Source organism: Betaproteobacteria bacterium, assembly GCA_016194905.1.
Classification (GTDB): Bacteria; Pseudomonadota; Gammaproteobacteria; order Burkholderiales; family JACQAP01; genus JACQAP01.
The window spans coordinates 19,022-38,490 of the sequence record JACQAP010000004.1 but is presented as its reverse complement, the minus strand read 5'-3'; the positions used below and the strand labels follow the sequence as shown (position 1 = coordinate 38,490).

Annotated in this window: 17 protein-coding genes and 1 tRNA gene; 11 read left to right on the top strand and 7 right to left on the bottom strand. The window is 61.5% G+C overall.

Annotation, left to right across the window (positions count from 1 at the left end; genetic code table 11):
* Positions 1 to 2: 2 nt before the first annotated feature.
* The 3 genes from HY067_00565 to HY067_00555 form a co-directional block, all read right to left on the bottom strand.
* Positions 3 to 1,013, bottom strand: a complete 1,011-nt coding sequence (locus HY067_00565) for a hypothetical protein (GenBank protein ID MBI3526446.1) — start codon at positions 1,011 to 1,013, stop codon at positions 3 to 5.
* Positions 1,013 to 2,338, bottom strand: a complete 1,326-nt coding sequence (locus HY067_00560) for a tryptophan 7-halogenase (protein MBI3526445.1) — start codon at positions 2,336 to 2,338, stop codon at positions 1,013 to 1,015. The genes HY067_00565 and HY067_00560 overlap by 1 nt, the downstream gene beginning before the upstream one ends.
* 71 nt (positions 2,339 to 2,409) lie before the next feature.
* On the bottom strand, positions 2,410 to 3,693 hold the full coding sequence (locus HY067_00555; GenBank protein ID MBI3526444.1) for a cation:proton antiporter: 1,284 nt from the start codon (positions 3,691 to 3,693) through the stop codon (positions 2,410 to 2,412).
* A gap of 122 nt (positions 3,694 to 3,815) precedes the next feature.
* Here HY067_00555 and fabG point away from each other — a divergent pair, with 122 nt between their 5' ends.
* The 3 genes from fabG to efp all read left to right on the top strand — a co-directional run bounded on the left by fabG (position 3,816) and on the right by efp (position 6,342).
* Positions 3,816 to 4,535: a 3-oxoacyl-ACP reductase FabG gene (gene fabG, locus HY067_00550; protein ID MBI3526443.1), complete on the top strand. Its 720-nt coding sequence runs from the start codon at positions 3,816 to 3,818 to the stop codon at positions 4,533 to 4,535.
* Between the two features lie 90 nt (positions 4,536 to 4,625).
* The gene (earP, locus tag HY067_00545) at positions 4,626 to 5,747 is read left to right on the top strand and encodes an elongation factor P maturation arginine rhamnosyltransferase EarP (protein MBI3526442.1); all 1,122 of its coding nucleotides are present in this window, start codon (positions 4,626 to 4,628) and stop codon (positions 5,745 to 5,747) included.
* A gap of 37 nt (positions 5,748 to 5,784) precedes the next feature.
* Positions 5,785 to 6,342 (top strand): elongation factor P, encoded by a 558-nt coding sequence (gene efp, locus HY067_00540; GenBank protein MBI3526441.1) that lies wholly within the window; start codon positions 5,785 to 5,787, stop codon positions 6,340 to 6,342.
* 167 nt (positions 6,343 to 6,509) lie between these two features.
* Here efp and HY067_00535 read toward each other — a convergent pair.
* Positions 6,510 to 6,585 (bottom strand) — tRNA-Arg (locus HY067_00535).
* A 230-nt stretch (positions 6,586 to 6,815) separates the two neighbouring features.
* On the opposite strand from HY067_00535, the gene HY067_00530 reads away from it, so the two are divergent.
* From HY067_00530 to HY067_00510, 5 genes are all read left to right on the top strand, one after another.
* Positions 6,816 to 8,732, top strand: coding sequence for an ATP-binding cassette domain-containing protein (locus HY067_00530; GenBank protein MBI3526440.1), 1,917 nt, complete (start codon positions 6,816 to 6,818; stop codon positions 8,730 to 8,732).
* Positions 8,733 to 8,805: 73 nt separating this feature from the next.
* Positions 8,806 to 9,882, top strand: a complete 1,077-nt coding sequence (locus HY067_00525) for an AI-2E family transporter (GenBank protein ID MBI3526439.1) — start codon at positions 8,806 to 8,808, stop codon at positions 9,880 to 9,882.
* Between the two features lie 240 nt (positions 9,883 to 10,122).
* Positions 10,123 to 11,514: a DEAD/DEAH box helicase gene (locus HY067_00520; protein MBI3526438.1), complete on the top strand. Its 1,392-nt coding sequence runs from the start codon at positions 10,123 to 10,125 to the stop codon at positions 11,512 to 11,514.
* A gap of 57 nt (positions 11,515 to 11,571) precedes the next feature.
* Entirely contained in the window at positions 11,572 to 12,399 is an 828-nt protein-coding gene (locus tag HY067_00515; protein MBI3526437.1) for a tetratricopeptide repeat protein, read from the top strand.
* Between the two features lie 165 nt (positions 12,400 to 12,564).
* Positions 12,565 to 12,828: a DMT family transporter gene (locus HY067_00510; GenBank protein ID MBI3526436.1), complete on the top strand. Its 264-nt coding sequence runs from the start codon at positions 12,565 to 12,567 to the stop codon at positions 12,826 to 12,828.
* A gap of 118 nt (positions 12,829 to 12,946) precedes the next feature.
* Here HY067_00510 and HY067_00505 read toward each other — a convergent pair whose 3' ends face one another.
* The gene (locus tag HY067_00505; protein MBI3526435.1) at positions 12,947 to 13,594 is read right to left on the bottom strand and encodes a hypothetical protein; all 648 of its coding nucleotides are present in this window, start codon (positions 13,592 to 13,594) and stop codon (positions 12,947 to 12,949) included.
* A gap of 133 nt (positions 13,595 to 13,727) precedes the next feature.
* On the opposite strand from HY067_00505, the gene HY067_00500 reads away from it, so the two are divergent.
* Together HY067_00500 and HY067_00495 are read left to right on the top strand one after the other, a co-directional pair.
* Positions 13,728 to 14,660 (top strand): class I SAM-dependent methyltransferase, encoded by a 933-nt coding sequence (locus HY067_00500; protein ID MBI3526434.1) that lies wholly within the window; start codon positions 13,728 to 13,730, stop codon positions 14,658 to 14,660.
* Between the two features lie 127 nt (positions 14,661 to 14,787).
* On the top strand, positions 14,788 to 16,866 hold the full coding sequence (locus HY067_00495) for a hypothetical protein (GenBank protein ID MBI3526433.1): 2,079 nt from the start codon (positions 14,788 to 14,790) through the stop codon (positions 16,864 to 16,866).
* A gap of 125 nt (positions 16,867 to 16,991) precedes the next feature.
* Here the strand turns inward: HY067_00495 and HY067_00490 are convergent, their stop codons facing one another.
* On the bottom strand, positions 16,992 to 17,777 hold the full coding sequence (locus tag HY067_00490; protein ID MBI3526432.1) for a VacJ family lipoprotein: 786 nt from the start codon (positions 17,775 to 17,777) through the stop codon (positions 16,992 to 16,994).
* Positions 17,778 to 17,940: 163 nt separating this feature from the next.
* On the opposite strand from HY067_00490, the gene HY067_00485 reads away from it, so the two are divergent.
* Positions 17,941 to 18,720 (top strand): SDR family oxidoreductase, encoded by a 780-nt coding sequence (locus tag HY067_00485; protein ID MBI3526431.1) that lies wholly within the window; start codon positions 17,941 to 17,943, stop codon positions 18,718 to 18,720.
* 152 nt (positions 18,721 to 18,872) lie between these two features.
* On the opposite strand, the gene HY067_00480 is transcribed toward HY067_00485, so the two are convergent.
* Entirely contained in the window at positions 18,873 to 19,466 is a 594-nt protein-coding gene (locus tag HY067_00480; protein MBI3526430.1) for an SCO family protein, read from the bottom strand.
* Between the last annotated feature and the right edge of the window lie 3 nt (positions 19,467 to 19,469).

Below are 19,469 nucleotides of genomic sequence, written 5' to 3'. Positions count from 1 at the left end.
CGTCACAAGGATCGCGTCCCCGTCGTACAGACCACCTCGATCTCCAGCAATAGTTCGCGCCGGCAGATGTCGGCTTGCAGATAAATGATCGAGGGCGCCGGACCGAACGCTTCGCGCAACTGCATTTCCGCGATTGCGCGGAACTCCGGTTGCCGCAGGTAAACCTTGAACAGCAGGTCGGCGTCCTGCCTGACGTCGATCAGGCCGTGCGCGCGCGCCTCGTCCATGACCGAACGCAGATTGACGATGGTTTCGCCGGCCTGCGCGCCGGCATCGCCTGCATGCTGGCTGAGATGACCGAAGATCGCGGCTGTTCCCGAGATGTAGAGCTGCTGCAGGTCATCCCACGATGTAAACAAGGCGCGCGAGAATGTCGGGCCGCGCGGACCATATTGCGCGGGATAGGAATAGGCGCTGACCTGGCGAGGGTTCTCGATCGGAATACCGGGACGCGGTGCGGCCAGAAAACAGATGACCGTGTCGCCGGAACGTTTGCCGACTGCGCTCGCGGCGGGCGCATCCGTGCTGATGGCACGCCCCTTGGCGACGAAAGCTTCGTGGCGACCCAGTGAAAACCGCTTGTAGCGCTCGAGCGCCCGCTCGTCGAGATGGATGTCGGGCAGGTAGTGCCAGATGCGTATCAGATTCGGATAACCAAGGTCGTCCAGATAGTCGAAGATGCTGCAATAGTCGTTGTAGATCAGAACATCGTAGTCGGTGCGATCGTCTTCCGGAATTTCAACGCAACCGAACAATATCTGGGCGTTGCGTGCGCTGCGGATACTGCCGCGGGTTTCCGTCTGCACGGGAGCTGTGCTGGTCCAGACCTCGAATGCCTGGTCGGTGCCGATCGCCGGCGTGTCCACCCAGGCCGACGCAATGTCCTTGCGGTCGGGCGACGGTTTGCCGAACCCGACGATGCCCAGCACGCGACCGCGGCATTCTTCCAGCAGCGCGTTCAGATCTGCGGCGCTGGCGTAGCGCAGACCGGCGGCAGCGGCAATCTGCTGCATCACGATCCCGGCGTTTCCGCCAACCGCTCGCGCAGTGTCCGCCGGCGATGACGCCAGGCGGCGAAACTGCGGCGCGGATGCGCCAGGCTCACGAGATAGTAGACGCCCTTGAACGCGCGCAGGCTCCAGTGGATCGGCGTGCCGCGGAACAGGTCGCCGGCCAGCAACGACAGCACGGCTTCCTGCATGCGCAGCCTGTTGCTCGGGCCCATGAACAGGTCGCGAATCGACGGATGGGTCATGCGGTAGATGAACCACGAGAAACCGCTGACTCCCGAGCGCACGCTGCGATCGAACTTGCGCAGCAAGGCCGGCGCCTGCGCCGGATTGCGCAGGTTCGCATCGACCACGTCGGCACCCAAAAACGCGCTGTTCATCGCCAGCATGACACCCGACGAGAACACGGGGTCGATGAAGGCGAACGCGTCGCCGATCATGATGTAGCGATCGCCATGCATCCTGTCCGCCTTGTACGAAAAGTTACCGGTCGCGGTGACGTCATGAGTGAGCTTGGCATTGCGCAAGCGCTCCGCCAGTTTCGGCGCCATGGCAATGGTGTCGAGGAAAAACGTGGTCGGGTCGGTCTGCCTGGATTTCATATAGTAGGGCCAGCACACCGCGCCGACGCTGGTGGTGCCGTCGAGCAACGGAATGAACCAGAACCAGCCGTGTTCGAACCAGAACATGCTGATGTTGCCGGCGGCTTTTCCGTCGAGCCTTTTCGCGTCGGTGAAATGCCCGTACATCGCCGCACTGTTGTGGAAGCGGTTGCGGCGCTTGATGCCGAAGCGGTTGGCGAGAAAGGTGTCGCGCCCGGACGCATCGACGAAGAAGCGGGCGCGCCAGGCGCGCAGGCCGCCATCGCCCGTGCGTGCTTCTATGCGAACGTCTTCGCCGGCGGGAAATGCGACGTCCGTGACCCGGCAATCCTCGATCGCATGTGCGCCCTTGGCTGCGCAGTTGCGAAACAGTATTTCGTCGAACTCGGAGCGCCTGACCTCGAAAGCGGAAGGGTAGGTCTTGTCCCAGGCTTTGCTGAAGTCGAAAGTGACCGGCGGACCATGCTGAGGGGAATTGAACTCGGCGCCGTACTTCGGCATGCCGATGCGTTTGACCTGTTCGTAAACACCGAGGCGTTGGAGCAGCGGGATGTTCAGGGGCAGCAGGGATTCACCGATGTGGAAACGCGGATGGCGCTCCTTTTCCGCAATCACCACGTTCCAGCCGCGTTCGGCCAGCAGTGCGGCGATGGTCGAACCGCCGGGCCCGCCGCCGAGCACGAAAACATCACAGTTGGAAACGGTATTGCCGGATTGGACGGACATCAGAAATTATCTTGGTTCGCTGGTATGAACAAATTTTACTATGGGCGGCGCCGGCTACGGGCAGACCCGGGTCACGACTGGCCGACTCCTTCCAGCTTGGCGCGATTGTGCAAGTTCAGCCAGACCCTCAGCGCCGGTGTCGTCACCACTGTGCTGGCGATGGCCATGATGACCAGCATGGTGAACACGTCCGGCGGTATCACGCCGAGGTCCAGTCCGACATTGATGACCACCAGTTCCATCAGAGCGCGGGTATTCATCATGATGCCAATCGCCTTGGCTTCCCGCGGGTTCATGCCGGAGCGGCGTGCCGCGAAATAACAGCCGCCGAATTTGCCGACGCTCGCCAGCAATACCAGCAACACGCACCAGCCCCACGATTCCGGACTGTTCAGGGTGCCGATGTTGGTGCGCAGGCCGGTATAAGTAAAGAAGATCGGGAGGAAGAATACGAGTACGAAGACGCCGACCTTTTCGCGCCAGGCGCGTACGAATGCGGCTTGATCGTGCAGCAGCACCCCAAGCATGAAGCCGCCGAAAATCGCAAAGATCCCGAGGTGGTAAGTCGTCATGCCGGACAGAAAGATCGCGCCGATGAGGATTCCGACCAGGTTCGGCGACAATTGTCCGCCGTCCGCTCCCGAGCGCCGCAGCAGGCGTAACAGCAGGGGGCGCACCACCCACCAGCACAGTGCGACATAAATCAGGATCAGACCGATTTTCAGGGCAAAGCTCGCAGGCGAGAACTCCGCCAACGTGAGCGCCGTGACCACAGCCAGCATCAGCCAGCCGACCACGTCATTGATCGCTGCCGAACTGATCGCGATGACGCCGACCCGGGTCCGGGTGAGATCGAGCTCCATCAGGATACGGCCCAGAGTGGGCAGTGCGGTGATGGAAAATGCGGTGCCAACGAACAGCGCATAGCCGAGCAGATTGAGGTTCGGCGCGAGGTGAGGGTGCGAGAACCAACCGAACAGCAGGCCGAGTGCGAACGGCAATGCCAGTCCCGCGACCGAGACGCGCAGCACTGCCTTGCGGTTCTGGCCGGCCTGCAGATGGCCGAATTCGAATTCCATGCCGATCTGGAACATCAGCAGGATCAGCCCGATCTGGCTAAGGATGGTCATCGGCTGCGGGGGAGCGGAGCGGAACACATATTTAAAGATTTCCGGGAAAAGCAGCCCGAACAGCGAGGGTCCGAGCAGTAGCCCGGCCACGATTTCGCCCACTGCGCGCGACTGCGACAGGCGGACGGCGATTTCTCCGGCGAGCCGTGCCGCAACCACGATCACCGTCAGTTGCAACAGCGTGAAGAACAGCAACACTTCAGTTTGGTGCACCGTCGATTGCATGCGATCATTTCTCCTGGCGCGCGACCCGTTTTCAGTTACTGTTGCGCCGGTCTGCGCGCTGGAGCGAAGCATAACATTGGCCGGGTGAAATTCGGCCCGGGAACAAACCAGGGGAGGTGGCAGTGAAAACCGCGTTGGTAACCGGCGGCAGCGGGGCGATCGGATCGGCGATCTGCCGCGCTCTGGCGGCACAAGGTCTGCAGGTGATCGTGCACGCCAACCAGAGGCTCGAAGAAGCGCAACGGCTGGCGGCGGAATTGCAGGCCGGCGGTGCCGCGGCGCAGGCCATCGCTTTCGACGTGACCGACCGCGATGGTGCCGCTCAGGCGCTGGCCCGGCTCGATGAGCAGGCGCCGGTCCAGGTGCTGGTCAACAACGCCGGCGTGCATGACGATGCGCCCCTTGCGGGCATGAGCGGGGCGCAATGGGATCGCGTGATCGATGTATCGCTGAACGGTTTCTACAACGTGACGCACCCGCTCCTGCTGCCCATGATTCGTACGCGCTGGGGCCGGATCATCAATGTATCCTCCGTGGCCGGCGTCATCGGCAATCGCGGCCAGGTCAACTACGCAGCAGCGAAGGCGGGTCTGCATGGGGCTACGAGGTCCCTGGCGCTGGAACTCGCTTCTCGCGGCATCACGGTCAATGCGATTGCGCCCGGCGTCATCGCCTCGCCCGTGACCCAGCACGCCTTTCCCAGGGAAGCCATCGAAGCGCTGGTGCCGATGAAGCGGGCGGGCACCACCGAGGAAGTCGCGGCGCTCGTTGCGTTCCTGGCCTCCGAGCAGGCCGGCTACATCACCGGGCAGGTGATTTCGATTAATGGGGGAATGGCCTGAAAGGCCGTGACTGGTAACGGGTGATTAGCAAAAGCTTTCAGACCTGGTCTTTTGCCAGTCACAAATCACCAATCACTAGTCACCATATTCATGCGTTGGGACCTCTTCTGTGCAGTCGTCGACAACCTCGGCGACATCGGCGTGTGCTGGCGGCTCGCACGCCAGCTTGCGGCGGAGCATGCAGCCGACGTCCGGCTGTGGGTGGACGATCTGGCGACCTTCCGGCGGCTCGCTCCGATGCTCGACGCCGACGCGACGGTGCAGAGGCTGGGCGACATCGAGGTCCATGCGTGGAAGATGCCTTACCCGCCGGCCGAGCCGGCCGATATCGTGGTCGAGACCTTCGGTTGCGAGCTGCCTGCTGCGTACGTCGAAGCCATGGCGAAACGGGCGCGTGCGTCGGTGTGGATCAATCTCGAATATCTGAGCGCCGAGAGCTGGGTGGACGGTTGTCACGGTCTGCCGTCGCCGCATCCGCGGTTGCCGCTGATCAAGTATTTCTTCTTTCCCGGGTTCACTGCAAATACCGGAGGGGTGCTGATCGAACGCGGATTGTCCCAGCGCCGCCAGACGTTCCAGCGAGATACGGCCCGCATGCGGCAATTTCTCGATGGGCTGGGCGTACGAGCCGAAACGCAAGGGGAGATTCTGGTGTCGCTGTTCTGCTATCCGCATGCGCCGCTGATGGCGCTGCTCGAAGCCTGGGCGGCGGGCAGCCAGCCGATCAGGGCGATTTCCTTCGGCGGGACGCCCGGTGCGCAGGCGTTGGGCGCGTTTGGCCTGGGCGGGGGGCGTCGCCGGGGCGCGCTTGCCGGCGAGATCCTGCCCTTTCTCGCCGAGGACGATTATGACCGGGTGTTGTGGGCTTGCGACTGGAACTTCGTGCGTGGCGAGGATTCCTTCGTCCGCGCGCAACTGGCGGCACGGCCGCTGGTCTGGCAGGCCTATCCCCAGGCCGGCAACGCTCACGGCATCAAACTACAGGTTTTTCTGGATCGCTATTCCGGTTCGGGGGACCTGCCACGCTCCCTCGACCCGCTATGGCGATCCTGGAACGGACTCACGCCCGTGCAGGGCTTGCCGGGCGCCTGGGCAGAATGCATGGAGAATCGGGGAAGGTTCGAAACCGCTGCCGGGCAATGGCCGGCGCACCTCGAAGCGCTTGGCGACCTGGCCGGTAATCTGGCTCAATTCTGCGCGGAACGGGTATAATCTCGCGCTTTTTCGCCCCTTTTTTTCAGGACAGACGATGATACAGGCTCAGGAAGTGCGCGCCGGCAACGTGATCATGGTCGGCAAGGACCCGATGGTCGTGCAGCGCGCCGAATACAACAAGGGCGGTCGCAACGCCGCCGTGATGAGAATGAAGTTGAAGAACCTGCTGACCGGCGGCGCCAGCGAAGTGGTCTACAAGGCCGACGAGAAGCTGGAAAACATCGTGCTCGAGCGCAAGGAAGTGACTTATTCGTATTTTGCCGACCCGATGTACGTGTTCATGGACAGCGAATACAACCAGAACGAAGTCGAGAAGGACAACATGGGCGATGCGCTCAACTATATCGAGGACGGACTGCCGTGCGAAATAGTGTTCTACGACGGCAAACCCATTTCGGTGACGCTGCCGAACTCCGTGGTGCGCGAGATCACGACCGAGCCGGCGGTGCGCGGCGACACTTCGGGTAAGGTGTTGAAGCCCGCGAAGATCGCCACCGGTTTTGTCGTCAATGTGCCGCTGTTCTGCGAATCCGGCGACAAGATCGAAATCGATACCCGCACCGGGGAATACAGGAATCGCGTCAAGGGCTGAATGAAGCAGTGAACGGTGAACTGTTAACAGAAGGGCCGCTTTTGCGGCCCTTTGTTTTTCGGCGTCCCGGCGTAAAATTTTAATGTTCACCGTCTACCAAAGTCCTCGAACGCCTGGACTGATCGCGTCCGTCATTGCGCGCACATCGCCGGCTTGAATACCTCCTCTGGCGCCCCGAACACGAATCGAACGTGCGACCTACCCCTTAGGAGGGGGTTGCTCTATCCACTGAGCTACCGGGGCGACGCGCGGATTTTAACCGAAATCCAGCGCCGCCTCGTTCATCCAGGGTGTTTCGTAGCGTCCGCAGAAGGCGCTCGCTGCTGCCGCAGGCTGAGAAAAACTGTGACGATCGTCACGGCTCTTACGTTGTCACGACCGTCACGTCGTCACGGCATCTCGGTTATGATGCCGCCTCTTTCCCGCATCGGCGGCGCGCTGCGACTGTATTCACGTGGTTCGCGCCACCTTCTATGCCGCTCGCCACTTTCGAAAATGTTTCGCTTGCCTACGGCCATGTGCCATTGCTGGATCACGTCGACTTGGTGGTGGAGCCGGGCAGCCGCATCGGACTGATAGGCCGCAATGGCACGGGTAAGTCCAGCCTGCTCAAATTGCTGGCCGGCATGGCGCTGCCCGACGACGGCCGCGTATGGCGGCAGCCCGGTTTGCGCATCGGCTTCGTCGCACAGGAGCCGGAACTCGATGCGATGCAGTCGGTTTTCGAAGCGACAGTCGCGGGACTCGGCGAGCTTTCGCGCATTCTGGCCGACTACCACGCCGCCGCGCATGCCCTGGAACTGGGCCAGGACGACGTGCGCTCCCTGGACCGGATGCAGACTGCGCAGGAATTGCTCGAACGGCACGATGGCTGGCGCGTCGAGCACCGGGTCGAATCCGTATTGTCGCGTCTCGGACTTGCGCAGGATGCCCGCATCGACACGCTGTCGGGCGGCATGCGCAAACGCGTGGCGCTGGCGCGCGCGCTGGCGGGCGATCCGCAACTGCTGGTGCTCGATGAGCCGACCAACCATCTCGATGTGGAATCGATCGTCTGGCTGGAGAACATGGTGGCCGAATTTCCCGGCGCAGTGTTCGTCGTCACCCACGACCGCGCATTTCTCGACCGTGCCGTCACCGGCATCGCCGAACTCGATCGCGGCCGGCTCGGCCTCTATCCCGGAAGTTTCGCCGAATACGAGCAACGCAAAGCGGATCAACTCGCGGTCGAGGCGGTGAACAATCAGAAGTTCGACAAGCTGCTGGCGCAGGAAGAGGGTTGGATCCGCAAGGGTATCGAAGCGCGCCGCACGCGCAATGAAGGTCGCGTGCGGCGGCTCGAACGCCTGCGGCTGGAACGCTCGGCGCGGCGCGAGCGTCTCGGCCAGGTTTCGATTTCGGTTGCGGAGGGCGAACGCTCTGGCCAACTCGTGGCGGAACTGGAGCACGTCGACAAACGCCTCGGCGAGCGGCAGGTGGTCAGGGATTTTTCCTGCCGCATCCTGCGTGGCGACAAGATCGGCCTGATCGGGCCGAACGGCGCCGGCAAGTCGACGCTGATAAAGCTCATTCTCGGTGAAATGAGCGCGGATGCGGGCAGCATCCGCCGCGGTACGCGGCTGGCCGTGGCGTACTACGACCAGTTCCGCACGCGCCTGGATGAGGAGACCACGGTGGCGCAAACCATCGCGCCCGGCTCCGACTATGTCGAAATCGACGGTGCCCGCAAGCACATCATGACCTACCTTGCCGACTTCCTGTTCCCGCCGGAGCGCGCGCGTGCGCCGGTGAAGGCGTTGTCGGGCGGGGAACGCAACCGGCTGTTGCTCGCGAGATTGTTCAGCCAGCCGGCGAACCTGCTGGTGCTGGATGAACCGACCAACGATCTGGACATCGACACACTCGAACTGCTGGAAAGCCTGCTGCAGGATTACGCGGGCACGGTGCTGCTGGTCAGCCACGACCGCGCTTTTCTCGACAACGTCGTCACGGACACGATTGCCCCGGAAGGCGATGGACGCTGGACGCGTAACCCGGGCGGTTATACCGACTGGCAGCGGCTGATCGACGGGCGCGTGGCGCGTGCATCGAGACCACCGGAAGAGACGGCGAAGGCGGTGCCCGCGCGCGACCGGTCCGCGCCGCAGCGGCCGCGCAAGCTCAGCTTCGGCCAGACCCGGGAACTGGAAGCGATGCCCTCGCGCATCCAGACGCTGGAGACGGAACAGGCGCAGATCGGTGCGCGGCTTGCCGACCCGGCGCTCTATAGTGACGCGCCCGACGAGATCCGGCAGTTGCAGAAGCGCTATGCCGCCATTGAAGAAGAACTGACCGCCTGCCTGAGCCGCTGGGAAGAGCTCGAAGCGATGCGCGACCAGGCGGGTGCGTGAACGGCTGCGCGCCGATTGACGATGGATATTTGCTGTGGCCTCATGCGGGCATGCGAACCGGATTTCCATTCAGATGACGAGGACCAATCGCATCGACAGGATGCTCGGCATCGGCACGCTCGCCGCGCTCGTCATCGGTTGCCTAGTGGTGCTGACGCCTTTCGTGACGGCATTGCTGATGGCGGTGATCCTGACTTATTCGACCTGGCCTCTGTATGTCCGCCTGAGGAAATTCGTCGGCGGCCGCCGCAATCTGGCGGCAGCATTGATGATGCTGGCAGCGTGTCTGATCTTGATTGCACCTTTCGTTTTCGTCGCCTTCAGCCTCGCCGATAGCGCAACCGAACTCGTCGAGGCAGTGCGCAAGTCGTTCGAGAACGGGCCGCCCGCGCTCCCGGAGTGGATTACCGGTCTGCCGCTTGTCGGCGAAACGCTCAAAAACTACTGGAAGAATCTGTCGCACGACGGCGGCCGTCTGCTGCAAGATCTGAAAGGCCTGATTTCTCCCGCCAAGTCCGTGCTGGTGGCTGGCGGGGGCATCTTGTTCGCCGGCTTGCTGCAACTCGGCCTGGCGGTGCTGGTCGCCTTCTTCCTTTACCGCGACGGCGAGGCTGCAGCGGCCAAGGTCAAGCGCATTACAAGTCGCATCGGCAGGGCGCGCGGCCGTCATCTGCTGGATATCGCCGGCAGCACGGTCGTCAGTGTGGTGTACGGCATTCTGGGCACCGCGCTGGTTCAAGGCGTGGTGGCGGGCATCGGCTTCCTGATCGCCGGTGTACCGGGTGCGGCGTTGCTCGGGCTGGCAACGTTCTTCCTCTCGGTGGTGCCGGTCGGCCCGCCGCTCATCTGGATTCCCGCGACCGTCTGGCTGTTCGTGCAAGGCTCCACCGGCTGGGCCGTTTTCATGGGTTTGTGGGGACTGCTCGTCGTCAGCATGGTCGACAACGTGTTAAAGCCGATGATCATCAGCCACGGCAGCAATCTGCCTTTCATGTTGGTCCTGCTGGGTGTGCTCGGGGGCGCGGCCGCATTCGGTTTCGTCGGCATTTTTCTCGGCCCCACGCTGCTCGCAGTCGGCTATCGCATGGTGAACGAGTGGGTGGAGGGCGAGGTTAGGGACGAGGAAGGCAGGACTGAGGTGAAAGGGTAGAGGGCTGAGTAAAGGCCAAGAAGCCGGACTGAGGATTCTTTTCAGTACCCCCTTGAGAGGTACCGAGTAAGGGCGAAAGAAAAAGCACGGTTTAGGACTCGCCCACACGACCGTAACGGCGGTTAAAAAGTCTTTCGGATTCGCTAGTTATCCTGTAGCATGCGCGGTCAATTCAGGTGCGGCATTCGCCGGCACTGATCTAATCGCGTTGCCGTCGAGGCGACGCAGGAGTCGAAGTTAATGTCGTTTTCCGATCTGGGGCTCGCCCCGGAGTTGTTGCGCGCAATCGCCGATCAAGGTTACACCGATCCCACGCCCGTCCAGGCCAAGGCGATTCCTCCCATTCTTCAAGGCCAGGATGTGATGGCCGCGGCACAGACCGGCACCGGCAAGACGGCCGGCTTCACGCTGCCGATGTTGCAGCGCCTGAAGGAATTCGCCAATACCAGCGTTTCGCCCGCGCGCCATCCGGTGCGAGCATTGATCCTGACGCCGACGCGTGAGCTCGCCGCGCAGGTGCAGGACAGCGTCAAAACCTACGGCAAGCACATTCCGCTGCGTTCGGCGGTGGTGTACGGCGGCGTTCACATCGATCCGCAGATCGCCGAGTTGCGCGCCGGCGTCGAGATTCTGGTCGCGACGCCCGGACGTCTGCTCGATCATCTGGGTCAGAAAACGGTAAACCTCTCGCAGGTGCAGTTCCTCGTGCTCGACGAGGCCGATCGCATGCTCGACATGGGCTTTCTGCCGGACATCAAGCGCATCCTGTCAGTGCTGCCGGCGAAGCGGCAGAGCCTGCTGTTCTCCGCAACCTATTCCGATGATATCCGCGGGCTGGCGAAGCAGTTTTTGACCAACCCGGTCAGCGTCGAAGTCGCGCGCCGCAATTCAGTCATCGAGACGGTGACCCACCTGGTTTACAAAGTTGAAGCCACTGCGAAGCGTGATCTGCTGACGCACTTGATCAAGTCGCGCGACATGCGCCAGGTGCTAGTGTTCTGCAATACCAAGATTGGCGCCAACCGGCTGGCTTACAAGCTGGACAAGGACGGTGTCGGCGCCGCGGCCATTCACAGCGACCGCACCCAGGGCGAGCGCATGCAGGCGCTGGCCGAGTTCAAGGACGGCAAGACCAAGGTTCTGGTGGCGACCGATATTGCGGCGCGCGGACTCGACATCGAGCAACTGCCCTTCGTCGTCAACTTCGATCTTCCCGGCTCGCCTGAGGACTACGTCCACCGCGTCGGTCGTACCGGCCGCGCCGGCATGGCCGGCGAAGCCATCTCGCTGGTGTCCGATGAAGAGCGCGACGATCTTGTCGCAATCGAAAAGCTGCTGAAGATCAAACTGCCGGTGCAGGAGCCCGGTCAATTCCAGCGCGAGCGCGTGTCCGCGCCGCGCGGGGGTTCGCGCCGCCCGGATGCGCGTCGCGACGAGCATCGCTCCGCGCCGTCACGATCAGCATCGTCGCGTGCCGCCGCACCTTCCGCCGATCCGCTGTTCTCCAGGCCTTACACTCCATCCTCCGAAGCAACGCAGACCGCCAAGCCGGCCGCGCCCGCGCGCGGACCGAAAAAGGAGGTCGCTGCGTTATTCCTGCCTCCAGTCCCTGCGGAAAAGCAGGACGCCTAGGAGTCGGGGTTGGCTTCGGCGCCATCCTCCGCGACGCAAAGCCGACCGGCGGAAACGATGTCCGAACGTCTGCGGCAGATCGTTTCCGGTCCGGACGAGGACATCAGCCTCGCCGAGGCCGCGCTGCTGATTGCCGGCCACGGCTATCCGGACCTGAACGTCGCGGCTTACCTGTCGCGCATCGAAGAGCTGACGTACGTGCTCAGGTTGCGCATCAATGAAGATGACAGCTTTCCCGAGCGCATCAGCGCGCTGAACCAGTTTCTGTTCGGCGATCTCGGCTTCGCGCCCAACTCCGGGGATTACTACGACCCGCGCAACAGCTTCCTCAACGAGGTGCTGGAGCGCCGCACCGGCATCCCGATCACGCTTTGCGTGATCTACATGGAACTCGGCCGAAAAATCGGCCTGCCGCTGCAGGGCGTGAGTTTCCCGGGGCATTTCCTGGTCAAATGCGCGGTGCCAGACGGCGCTGTTGTGCTGGATCCTTATTCAGGCGGTATCTCGCTCGGCCTTGTCGATTTGCAGAAGCGCCTGCGCGAAGTGCGCGGCGGAGAGGTTTCCCGCGCGATCGTCGCCGAGTTGCTGGTGTCGGCGAGCAACAAGGAAATCATCGTGCGTCTGCTGCGCAATCTGAAGGCGATCTATCTGCGTGGACACAACCTCGATCGGGCACTGCCGATCGTGAACTGGATCATCGCGACCATGCCGGAGCAAACACCGGAACTGCGCGACCGCGGCATGCTCTACCAGGAGCTCGAGTGCTCACGCGCCGCGCTCGCCGATTTCGAAGAGTATCTGAAGCGTTCACCGTCCTGCGAAGACGCCGACGACATCCGCCGGCGCATCATTGAATTGCGGCGCGAAGCGGCGAGGCTGAATTGATGCCGTGACGGCGTGACGCGCGGGCGTTCCCACGGGATTCCTAGAGGGATACCGACCTTCGGCCATAACCGGCTTCGCCATAATCGTGACGACGTGACGAGGTAGAACAAGAGAAACAAGGCAGCGAGAAAAAATTGAAGTCAGACGACTCGTCGTTACAAAAGCCTGTCCCCGTCACGACCGTCACGGGTTCTCGATCTTTTCCGTCACCCCTCTCCCTACCTCCTCCTCACCCTTACGTCGCTGTTCTGGGCCGCGAACTGGGTGGTGGGGCGGGCGATGCGCAACGACATGCCGCCGATTGCGATGGGGTTCTGGCGCTGGGCCATTGCACTGCTGATCCTGCTGCCATTTGCCGCCCCGGAACTCCGGCGCAAGTGGCATGTGGTGCGTGCCAACTGGCCGACCCTTACGACTAGAAAGTCGTGAGGAAGTGATTGGTAACTGGTAATTGGTAATTGGTTTTAAGCCCCTGGCCAAGGCTCTTGCCTTTTACCAATCACCAGTCACGAATCACCGGTTACGCGATAAAATTCTGCGCGGCTGCTTAGAATTTTATCGACAAACCGATCGAATGAACCGACGAATCCAGTCCGGAGCCAGTGCTGGAACCGGAGGTGCTGTTGCCGATCAATTCGGAGTAACGCTCGGATTCGGCATGAACTGTAATCGACTTGGTCAAGCCGTAACTCAGACCAATGCCGTAGACCTTGCCGAGGCCGCCTGGCTCATCCGAATATCGACGATTGCCGGCCTCTTCCTGGGAACCTTTCTGCCAGTAATGAAGGCCGAGGCGTCCGTAGAGCGACAAGCCGGACTGGAACGGCAACGTGGCGACGCCGGACAGGCTCCATGCCGCTCCGTAGCACGAGCGATAGGCATCGCCAGCAGGCGAATCGCCGCTGCAGGCAGATGTGCTGGGGCCGAAATTGGTCTGCGTGCCTTCAATAGCGAATGCATCGGTAATACGATAGCCGCCGTATTGACGCTGAGCGTTCAGGCTTTCCGGATTGGTGCCGGGCGGGTTGAACATGCCGGGCAGAGCCCCGCGGACGCCGACTGAATTGCTCAATCCCCAGAATCCCGTGCTATGGCCGCCGTACCATTGATCCCCGTTCTGGGCGAAGACCGTTCGGGCGAATGCCAGAAGCGCAAACAGCGCAAGCGTCTTGAGCGATGAGTCGAGGGGCGGCATGATGCGTCTGGACGTCTCCGTTACCTAATTCTAGTCATTTTTTTCGCACTATCTGTCGACTTTTTCAATGGATTCGCAGCAAAACAACACTCCTGACGCGGTAAGTGCGGACCAGACGGTCCGTCAGGCGGAAATGTTCGCCAATCGGATCGCGAAAAACGTCAAACACCTTAAGAAATGGGCAAAGAATGCCGGTATCGAATGCTTTCGGATATACGACCGTGATATTCCGGAACTGCCCTTTGCTCTGGATCTTTATTCCGATCGTGCCCATTTGCAGGAATACAGCAAGCCGGTAATGGATGTCCGTGCGCAACGCCTCTGGCTCACGGCCATGCACGAGGCGGCTGCACGGACACTGAATATTCCGCTTGAACGGGTGACGCTGAAGCAACGTCACGGCCAGCGCCCGGATGACCAATACCGGAAGCTTGCCACCAGCGCGCAGGATTTCATGGTACGGGAGGGCGGACATCGCTTCATCGTCAACCTGACCGATCATCTCGATACCGGCTTGTTCCTGGATCATCGCGAGACGCGGGCGTTGGTCGGAACGCTGGCCGCCGGCAGGCGAGTCTTGAACCTGTTCTGCTATACGGGAAGCTTCAGCGTCTACGCTGCCAGGAACAAAGCCGCCTCCACGACCAGCGTCGATCTGTCGAAAACCTATCTCGACTGGGCAAGGCGCAATTTCGAACTCAACGGACTCGAATTCGGGCGCAATCGGCTGGTGCAAGCCGATGTCGTGCGTTTCCTCGAAGAGGAGCGTACGTCGAAGGATCGCTACGAGTTGATCGTGCTCGATCCGCCAAGTTTTTCGAATTCGAAGCGCATGCAGGGTGTGCTCGACGTGCAGCGCGATCACGTCGCGCTGGTTCGTGGTTGCCTTTCCCTGCTGGCACCCGGCGGCGAGTTGCTGTTCTCGACCAACCTGCGCAGTTTCCGCCTGGACGCCGATGCGCTCGCGGACCTCAGCATGATCGAGATATCGGAGCAGACCGTGCCGCCTGATTTCCGCAATCGCAGGATTCATAGATGCTGGCGGATAAATTCCGTGAATCCGTGAATATCGTGAATACCGTAACTTCTCAGTGCTTTTACGACTCTCACGTCTTCTTGCTTCACGTTATTCACGATATTCACGAACCTCCGCTGTGATACTTTCCCCCTAACGTGCCAAACCACCGCTGCCGATGAACACCGAAATCCCCGCAACTGGCATTCGCGAACACGTAGTCTCCTTTCTCGACCAGGGACTCGGGTCGGACCACGATGCTTACGAGCTTGCCAGCTGCTTCGAAGCAATCGCCAACGCAGACAGTCTGACGCACAGACTGGACTCGCTCATTGCGCTGATCGACTGGACGCGACAGGCGCCGGAAGACGCCGATGGCCGGCCGGATCGCTCGCGGCTCATCAAGGCAATCGAGGTGCTCGAAGCATTGGCCGGCGTGCGGCGCAGTCTGCAGGACACCTTTGCCGAAATTCTTTCCGAGACCGAGGGCGTGAACCTGTTCGGTGAAACAGGGATTCCCGGCGATCGCGGATTCATCGCCGAGCTGGCCGACCGCGTCATGGGGCGAGTCCTCCCCGAACCCAACGACGATCATGATCTCGCGCGCCTCATGTCGCGGCTGTACGCGAGCCGGGAAAAAGCGGAGAGCTTCCATCTGCTGGCGCCGGAACTTTTTCACCGGATCGTCGGCGCGCTTGCGCCTGCCGATCGGCCGGAGATCTGGGCGCCGCTGAAAACGGCTTTCGCGGATGGCTTCAGATTGCTGGCGATCCGTGTCCAGGCGCAGGGTCTGGCATCGAAGTTGCGCGCCCGCAGTCATCCCGCGTCCGTGGCGCAATCGCCTTTTCACCTTCTCGCGCTGACCAGCCATGTCCTGATGGACGCGTGGCGCGCGGGCGAAGACATTTCCGCGCCGATCAGGTTCTGGCGGGAACTCTGCCTCGCGTGTCGCACGGAAACCGCCGAGGTTTCACGCCGCCTCGAGAGTGAAGGCGTAAGCGTGGACATCGTCTACGGATTGGAAGTGCTGGAGCGCTGCCTGTCGCGCATGGAAGCCATGCTCGACATCATCGAAAGTCCGCCGGGAGCCGCGAGAAACGTAGCCGTTCATCATCTAGTGGCAGAACTCATCGTTGCGGCCCACGACGACCGCAGCATTCGCCATCTGATCCGCGGCAATCTGCAGATGCTCCAGCGCAAGATTGTCGACCGCTCCGGAAAAACCGGTGAACACTACGTCGCGCACAGTCGTCGCGAATACCGCTTCATCTGGCTGGCCGCGGCAGGCGGTGGACTGCTGACGGTGCTGACAGCGGCCATCAAGCTGAAGGTCACGCATTCCGGATTGCCGCTGTTCATCGAAGGACTGCTGTCGGGACTCAACTACGCGGCCAGTTTCATGCTGCTGCATCACTTTCATCTGATTCTGGCGACCAAACAACCGGCCATGACTGCGGCCACGCTTGCCACGCTGCTGCGCAGTCGCGATCGCACCGAACGTCTCGACAGCATGGTCGAGTTCACGGTCCGCATCTGCCGTTCGCAGTTTGCCGCCGCCATGGCCAATGTGTCGGTGGTCTTCGTCGGCGCCTTCCTGTTCAACTTCCTCTGGCGTCTTGCACTCGGCCACAACTATCTCGGTACAAAGGGAGCACAGGACGTGTTCGAAACACTCAGTCCGGTCAACAGCGGCACCGTGTTCTACGCCGCGCTGACAGGGGTAATCCTCTGGATGGCCGCGATGATCGGCGGCTGGATGGACAACTGGGCGGTGTATCACCGGTTGCCGCAGGCGATCGCCGACCATCGTCTGGGAGAGCGTTTCGGACGCAGGGCCATGGCGCGTGCGGCGGGTATCGTTTCCCGCAACATGTCGGGATGGGCGACGAACATTTCGCTTGGCTTTCTGCTCGGGCTTGCGCCCGTGATCGGCCAGTTTCTGGGACTGCCCATCGACGTGCGTCACGTCACATTGTCTTCGGGGATGCTGGCCTTCGCCTGCGCAGGACTGCGCGGATGGTTCAGCACGGGCTGGTTCTTCTGGGCGCTCGCCGGCGTGGCGACGATGTTCGTCCTGAACCTGAGCGTGAGTTTCTTTCTTTCGCTGTATACCGCGTCGCGTGCTTACGATCTGGCGCGAAGGGAATTGGCCGTGCTGGGGGCGAGGTTGCTGCGGCGGTTTGTGCAGCACCCGCTGGACTTCATTCTTCCGCGGAAGCTCGAAGAAGAGAGAGAAAAGGTTAGAGAGGAAAGGTGAAAGAAACCAGGTTAAAGCGGAAAGGTTAAAGTGGAAAGGTAAGAACTAGGCCACAGCCAGGCCTAAGGCAAGTATTTTCTTTGCTCTTTGACCTTTCACCTTTTCTCTTCCGAGTCAGACGCATTTCAAGGTCGCCGGACTCGGGGCGCCGCGCGCAGCGGTACCGGATCGTCCATCATGTCTTCTTCCTCGAGCTCCTTGAGGCTCTTCTGCCGCGCGCCGTGGCCGGTTGGCGGATTGCCGTCGTGGATCAGATACTCACGGCGCTGCAGGTAGGAATCGCGCAGGAAGCTGTAACGGTCTATCGCCGCCGTTTCGAGAAATTTTTCCGCTTCCAGCAGGTTGGCGCGGGTATCGACGACGTCCAGCGCGAACAGGCCCCAGCGTACGTCAGCCTCGGGGTTCCAGTAGAAGAGCGGACTGGCGACGAAGTCCACCGCCAACCCCGGGCCGTCCCGCGCACTGCTCGGCCCGAACAGGGGCAGCACCAGATAAGGGCCGCTGGCCACGCCCCAATACCCCAATGTCTGGCCGAAGTCCTCATTGCGGTTTTCGATCTTCAGTTCCGTCGCCACATCGATCAGCCCGCCGAGTCCGAAGACGATATTCGTCGTGAAGCGGGCGAAATCCACCGGAACCTTGCTGCCCTTGACCTGCAACGCATCGTTCAGCGTGGTGACGACCATGCCGAGGTTGTTGAAGAAATTGGACACGCCCCGGCGGGCCAACTTTGGCACCACGGCGACATAACCTTTCGCGACAGGCTTGAGCACCGCCTTGTCCACGCCCTCGTTGAATGCGTAGACCTTGCGATTGAACGGCTCCAGCGGATCCCGGGGATCGGGACCCGCCGCGCATCCGCAGAGCATACAGGCGGTCAGGAGCAGTGGGATGAGAAATCGTGCGACCATGAGTTGTCGATGTTATTGGCCGGGAATTATATCGCGGCGCGGGATATGGACATCAGCTCGATCCGGTGGTTTGCAAAAGCCACCCGCTTGCTTCACGATTACCCCTCCCCGGCACGCCCTGACGGCGGCCATTCACATAGAACCTCGAAGAAGGAAGACATCCATGGATCTCGGCTTGAAGGGTAAAACCGCACTGGTCTGTGCGGCCAGCAAGGGACTGGGAAAGGGTTGCGCGCTTTCGCTGGCACGCGAAGGCGTCGATGTAACCATACTGGCTCGCGGCCGCGAGGCGCTTGAAGCGACTGCCGACGAGATTCGCAAGGCCACCGGCGTAAAGGTTACCGTAGTAGTGACGGACATCACCACTGCGGCCGGCCGCAAGGAGGCGCTTGCCGCCTGTCCCAGTCCCGATATCCTGGTCAACAATGCCGGCGGTCCGCCGCCCGGGGATTTCCGGGATTTCACCCACGATATGTGGATTGCGGCCCTCGAGGCGAACATGCTTACGCCGATCGAACTGATCAAGGCCACCGTCGATGGCATGATCTCGCGCAAGTTCGGTCGCATCGTCAACATTACGTCCAGCGCGGTCAAGGCGCCTATAGACATCCTCGGATTGTCCAACGGCGCGCGCACCGGTCTCACCGGTTTTGTCGCCGGTATCGCTCGCAAGACCGTGGCTCACAACGTCACCATCAACAACCTTCTGCCCGGCATGTTCGACACAGACCGGCTGAAGAGCAGCAGTGTCGCGGCGGCGAAGATGCAGAACAAACCGGTGGAGGAGGTTCACGCCGCGCGCATGAAGACCGTTCCCGCCGGGCGCTTCGGCAATCCCGACGAATTCGGCGATGCCTGCGCCTATCTGTGCAGCAGGCAGGCCGGTTACATCACCGGGATGAATTTCCTGATCGACGGCGGAGCGTATCCCGGAACCTTCTGAGCAAGGTCCCGGGGCTTAAGGATCGTGAGAAGAGGCTGTGAATCAATTTCTTCCCGCCGAGACTGGCCCTCAAATCATGCAGAGACCGGAGCGAACGCAGGGCGTTTCGGTGCAGGCTACCTTTTAGCCGACCTACTGCGTCGGTGCGGCATTTACTCTTCCAGAAGCCTGCTCATGTCGATCAGTGCCTGTTTCTCATTGAAGAACGCGAGGCTGTAGATCTCGCGAATGTTGCCCTGCTTGTCGATGAGGTACACGCGCGCCGGGTGGTCGATCTCTCCTTTTGGTAAAAGCTTGGTCCACTCGTCGTACGCCTTGAGTACCGGCCTGATCTGTTTGGGCGTGCCTGTCAGAAACCTCCATCCCGCTGGATCTGCGCCGTGATTTCGCGCGTAGCGCGCCAGCACGTCCGCAGTATCGGTTTCGGGGTCCACCGTCACCGACACAAGACTTGCCTGACTTCCGAAAAGTTTCGCCGACTTAAGCCCGGATTGCACGGCGGCCATCTGCCGGCTGATGATCGGACAGACCCCCGGACAGGTGGTGAATATAAAGGCGAGCAGCACTACATGCCCTTGATAATCCGACAGGCGCACGACCTTTCCCGAAGTATCGTGCAGCATGAACGTTGGCGCACGCGCGATCACCGACAGGCTCGGATTGGAAGAAATTTGAACCTCTGAGGGCGCCTCCGCCGCAAGAAGCGGAGACGCGGCGCCAAACATCCAACACAGAATCCAGAACATGAT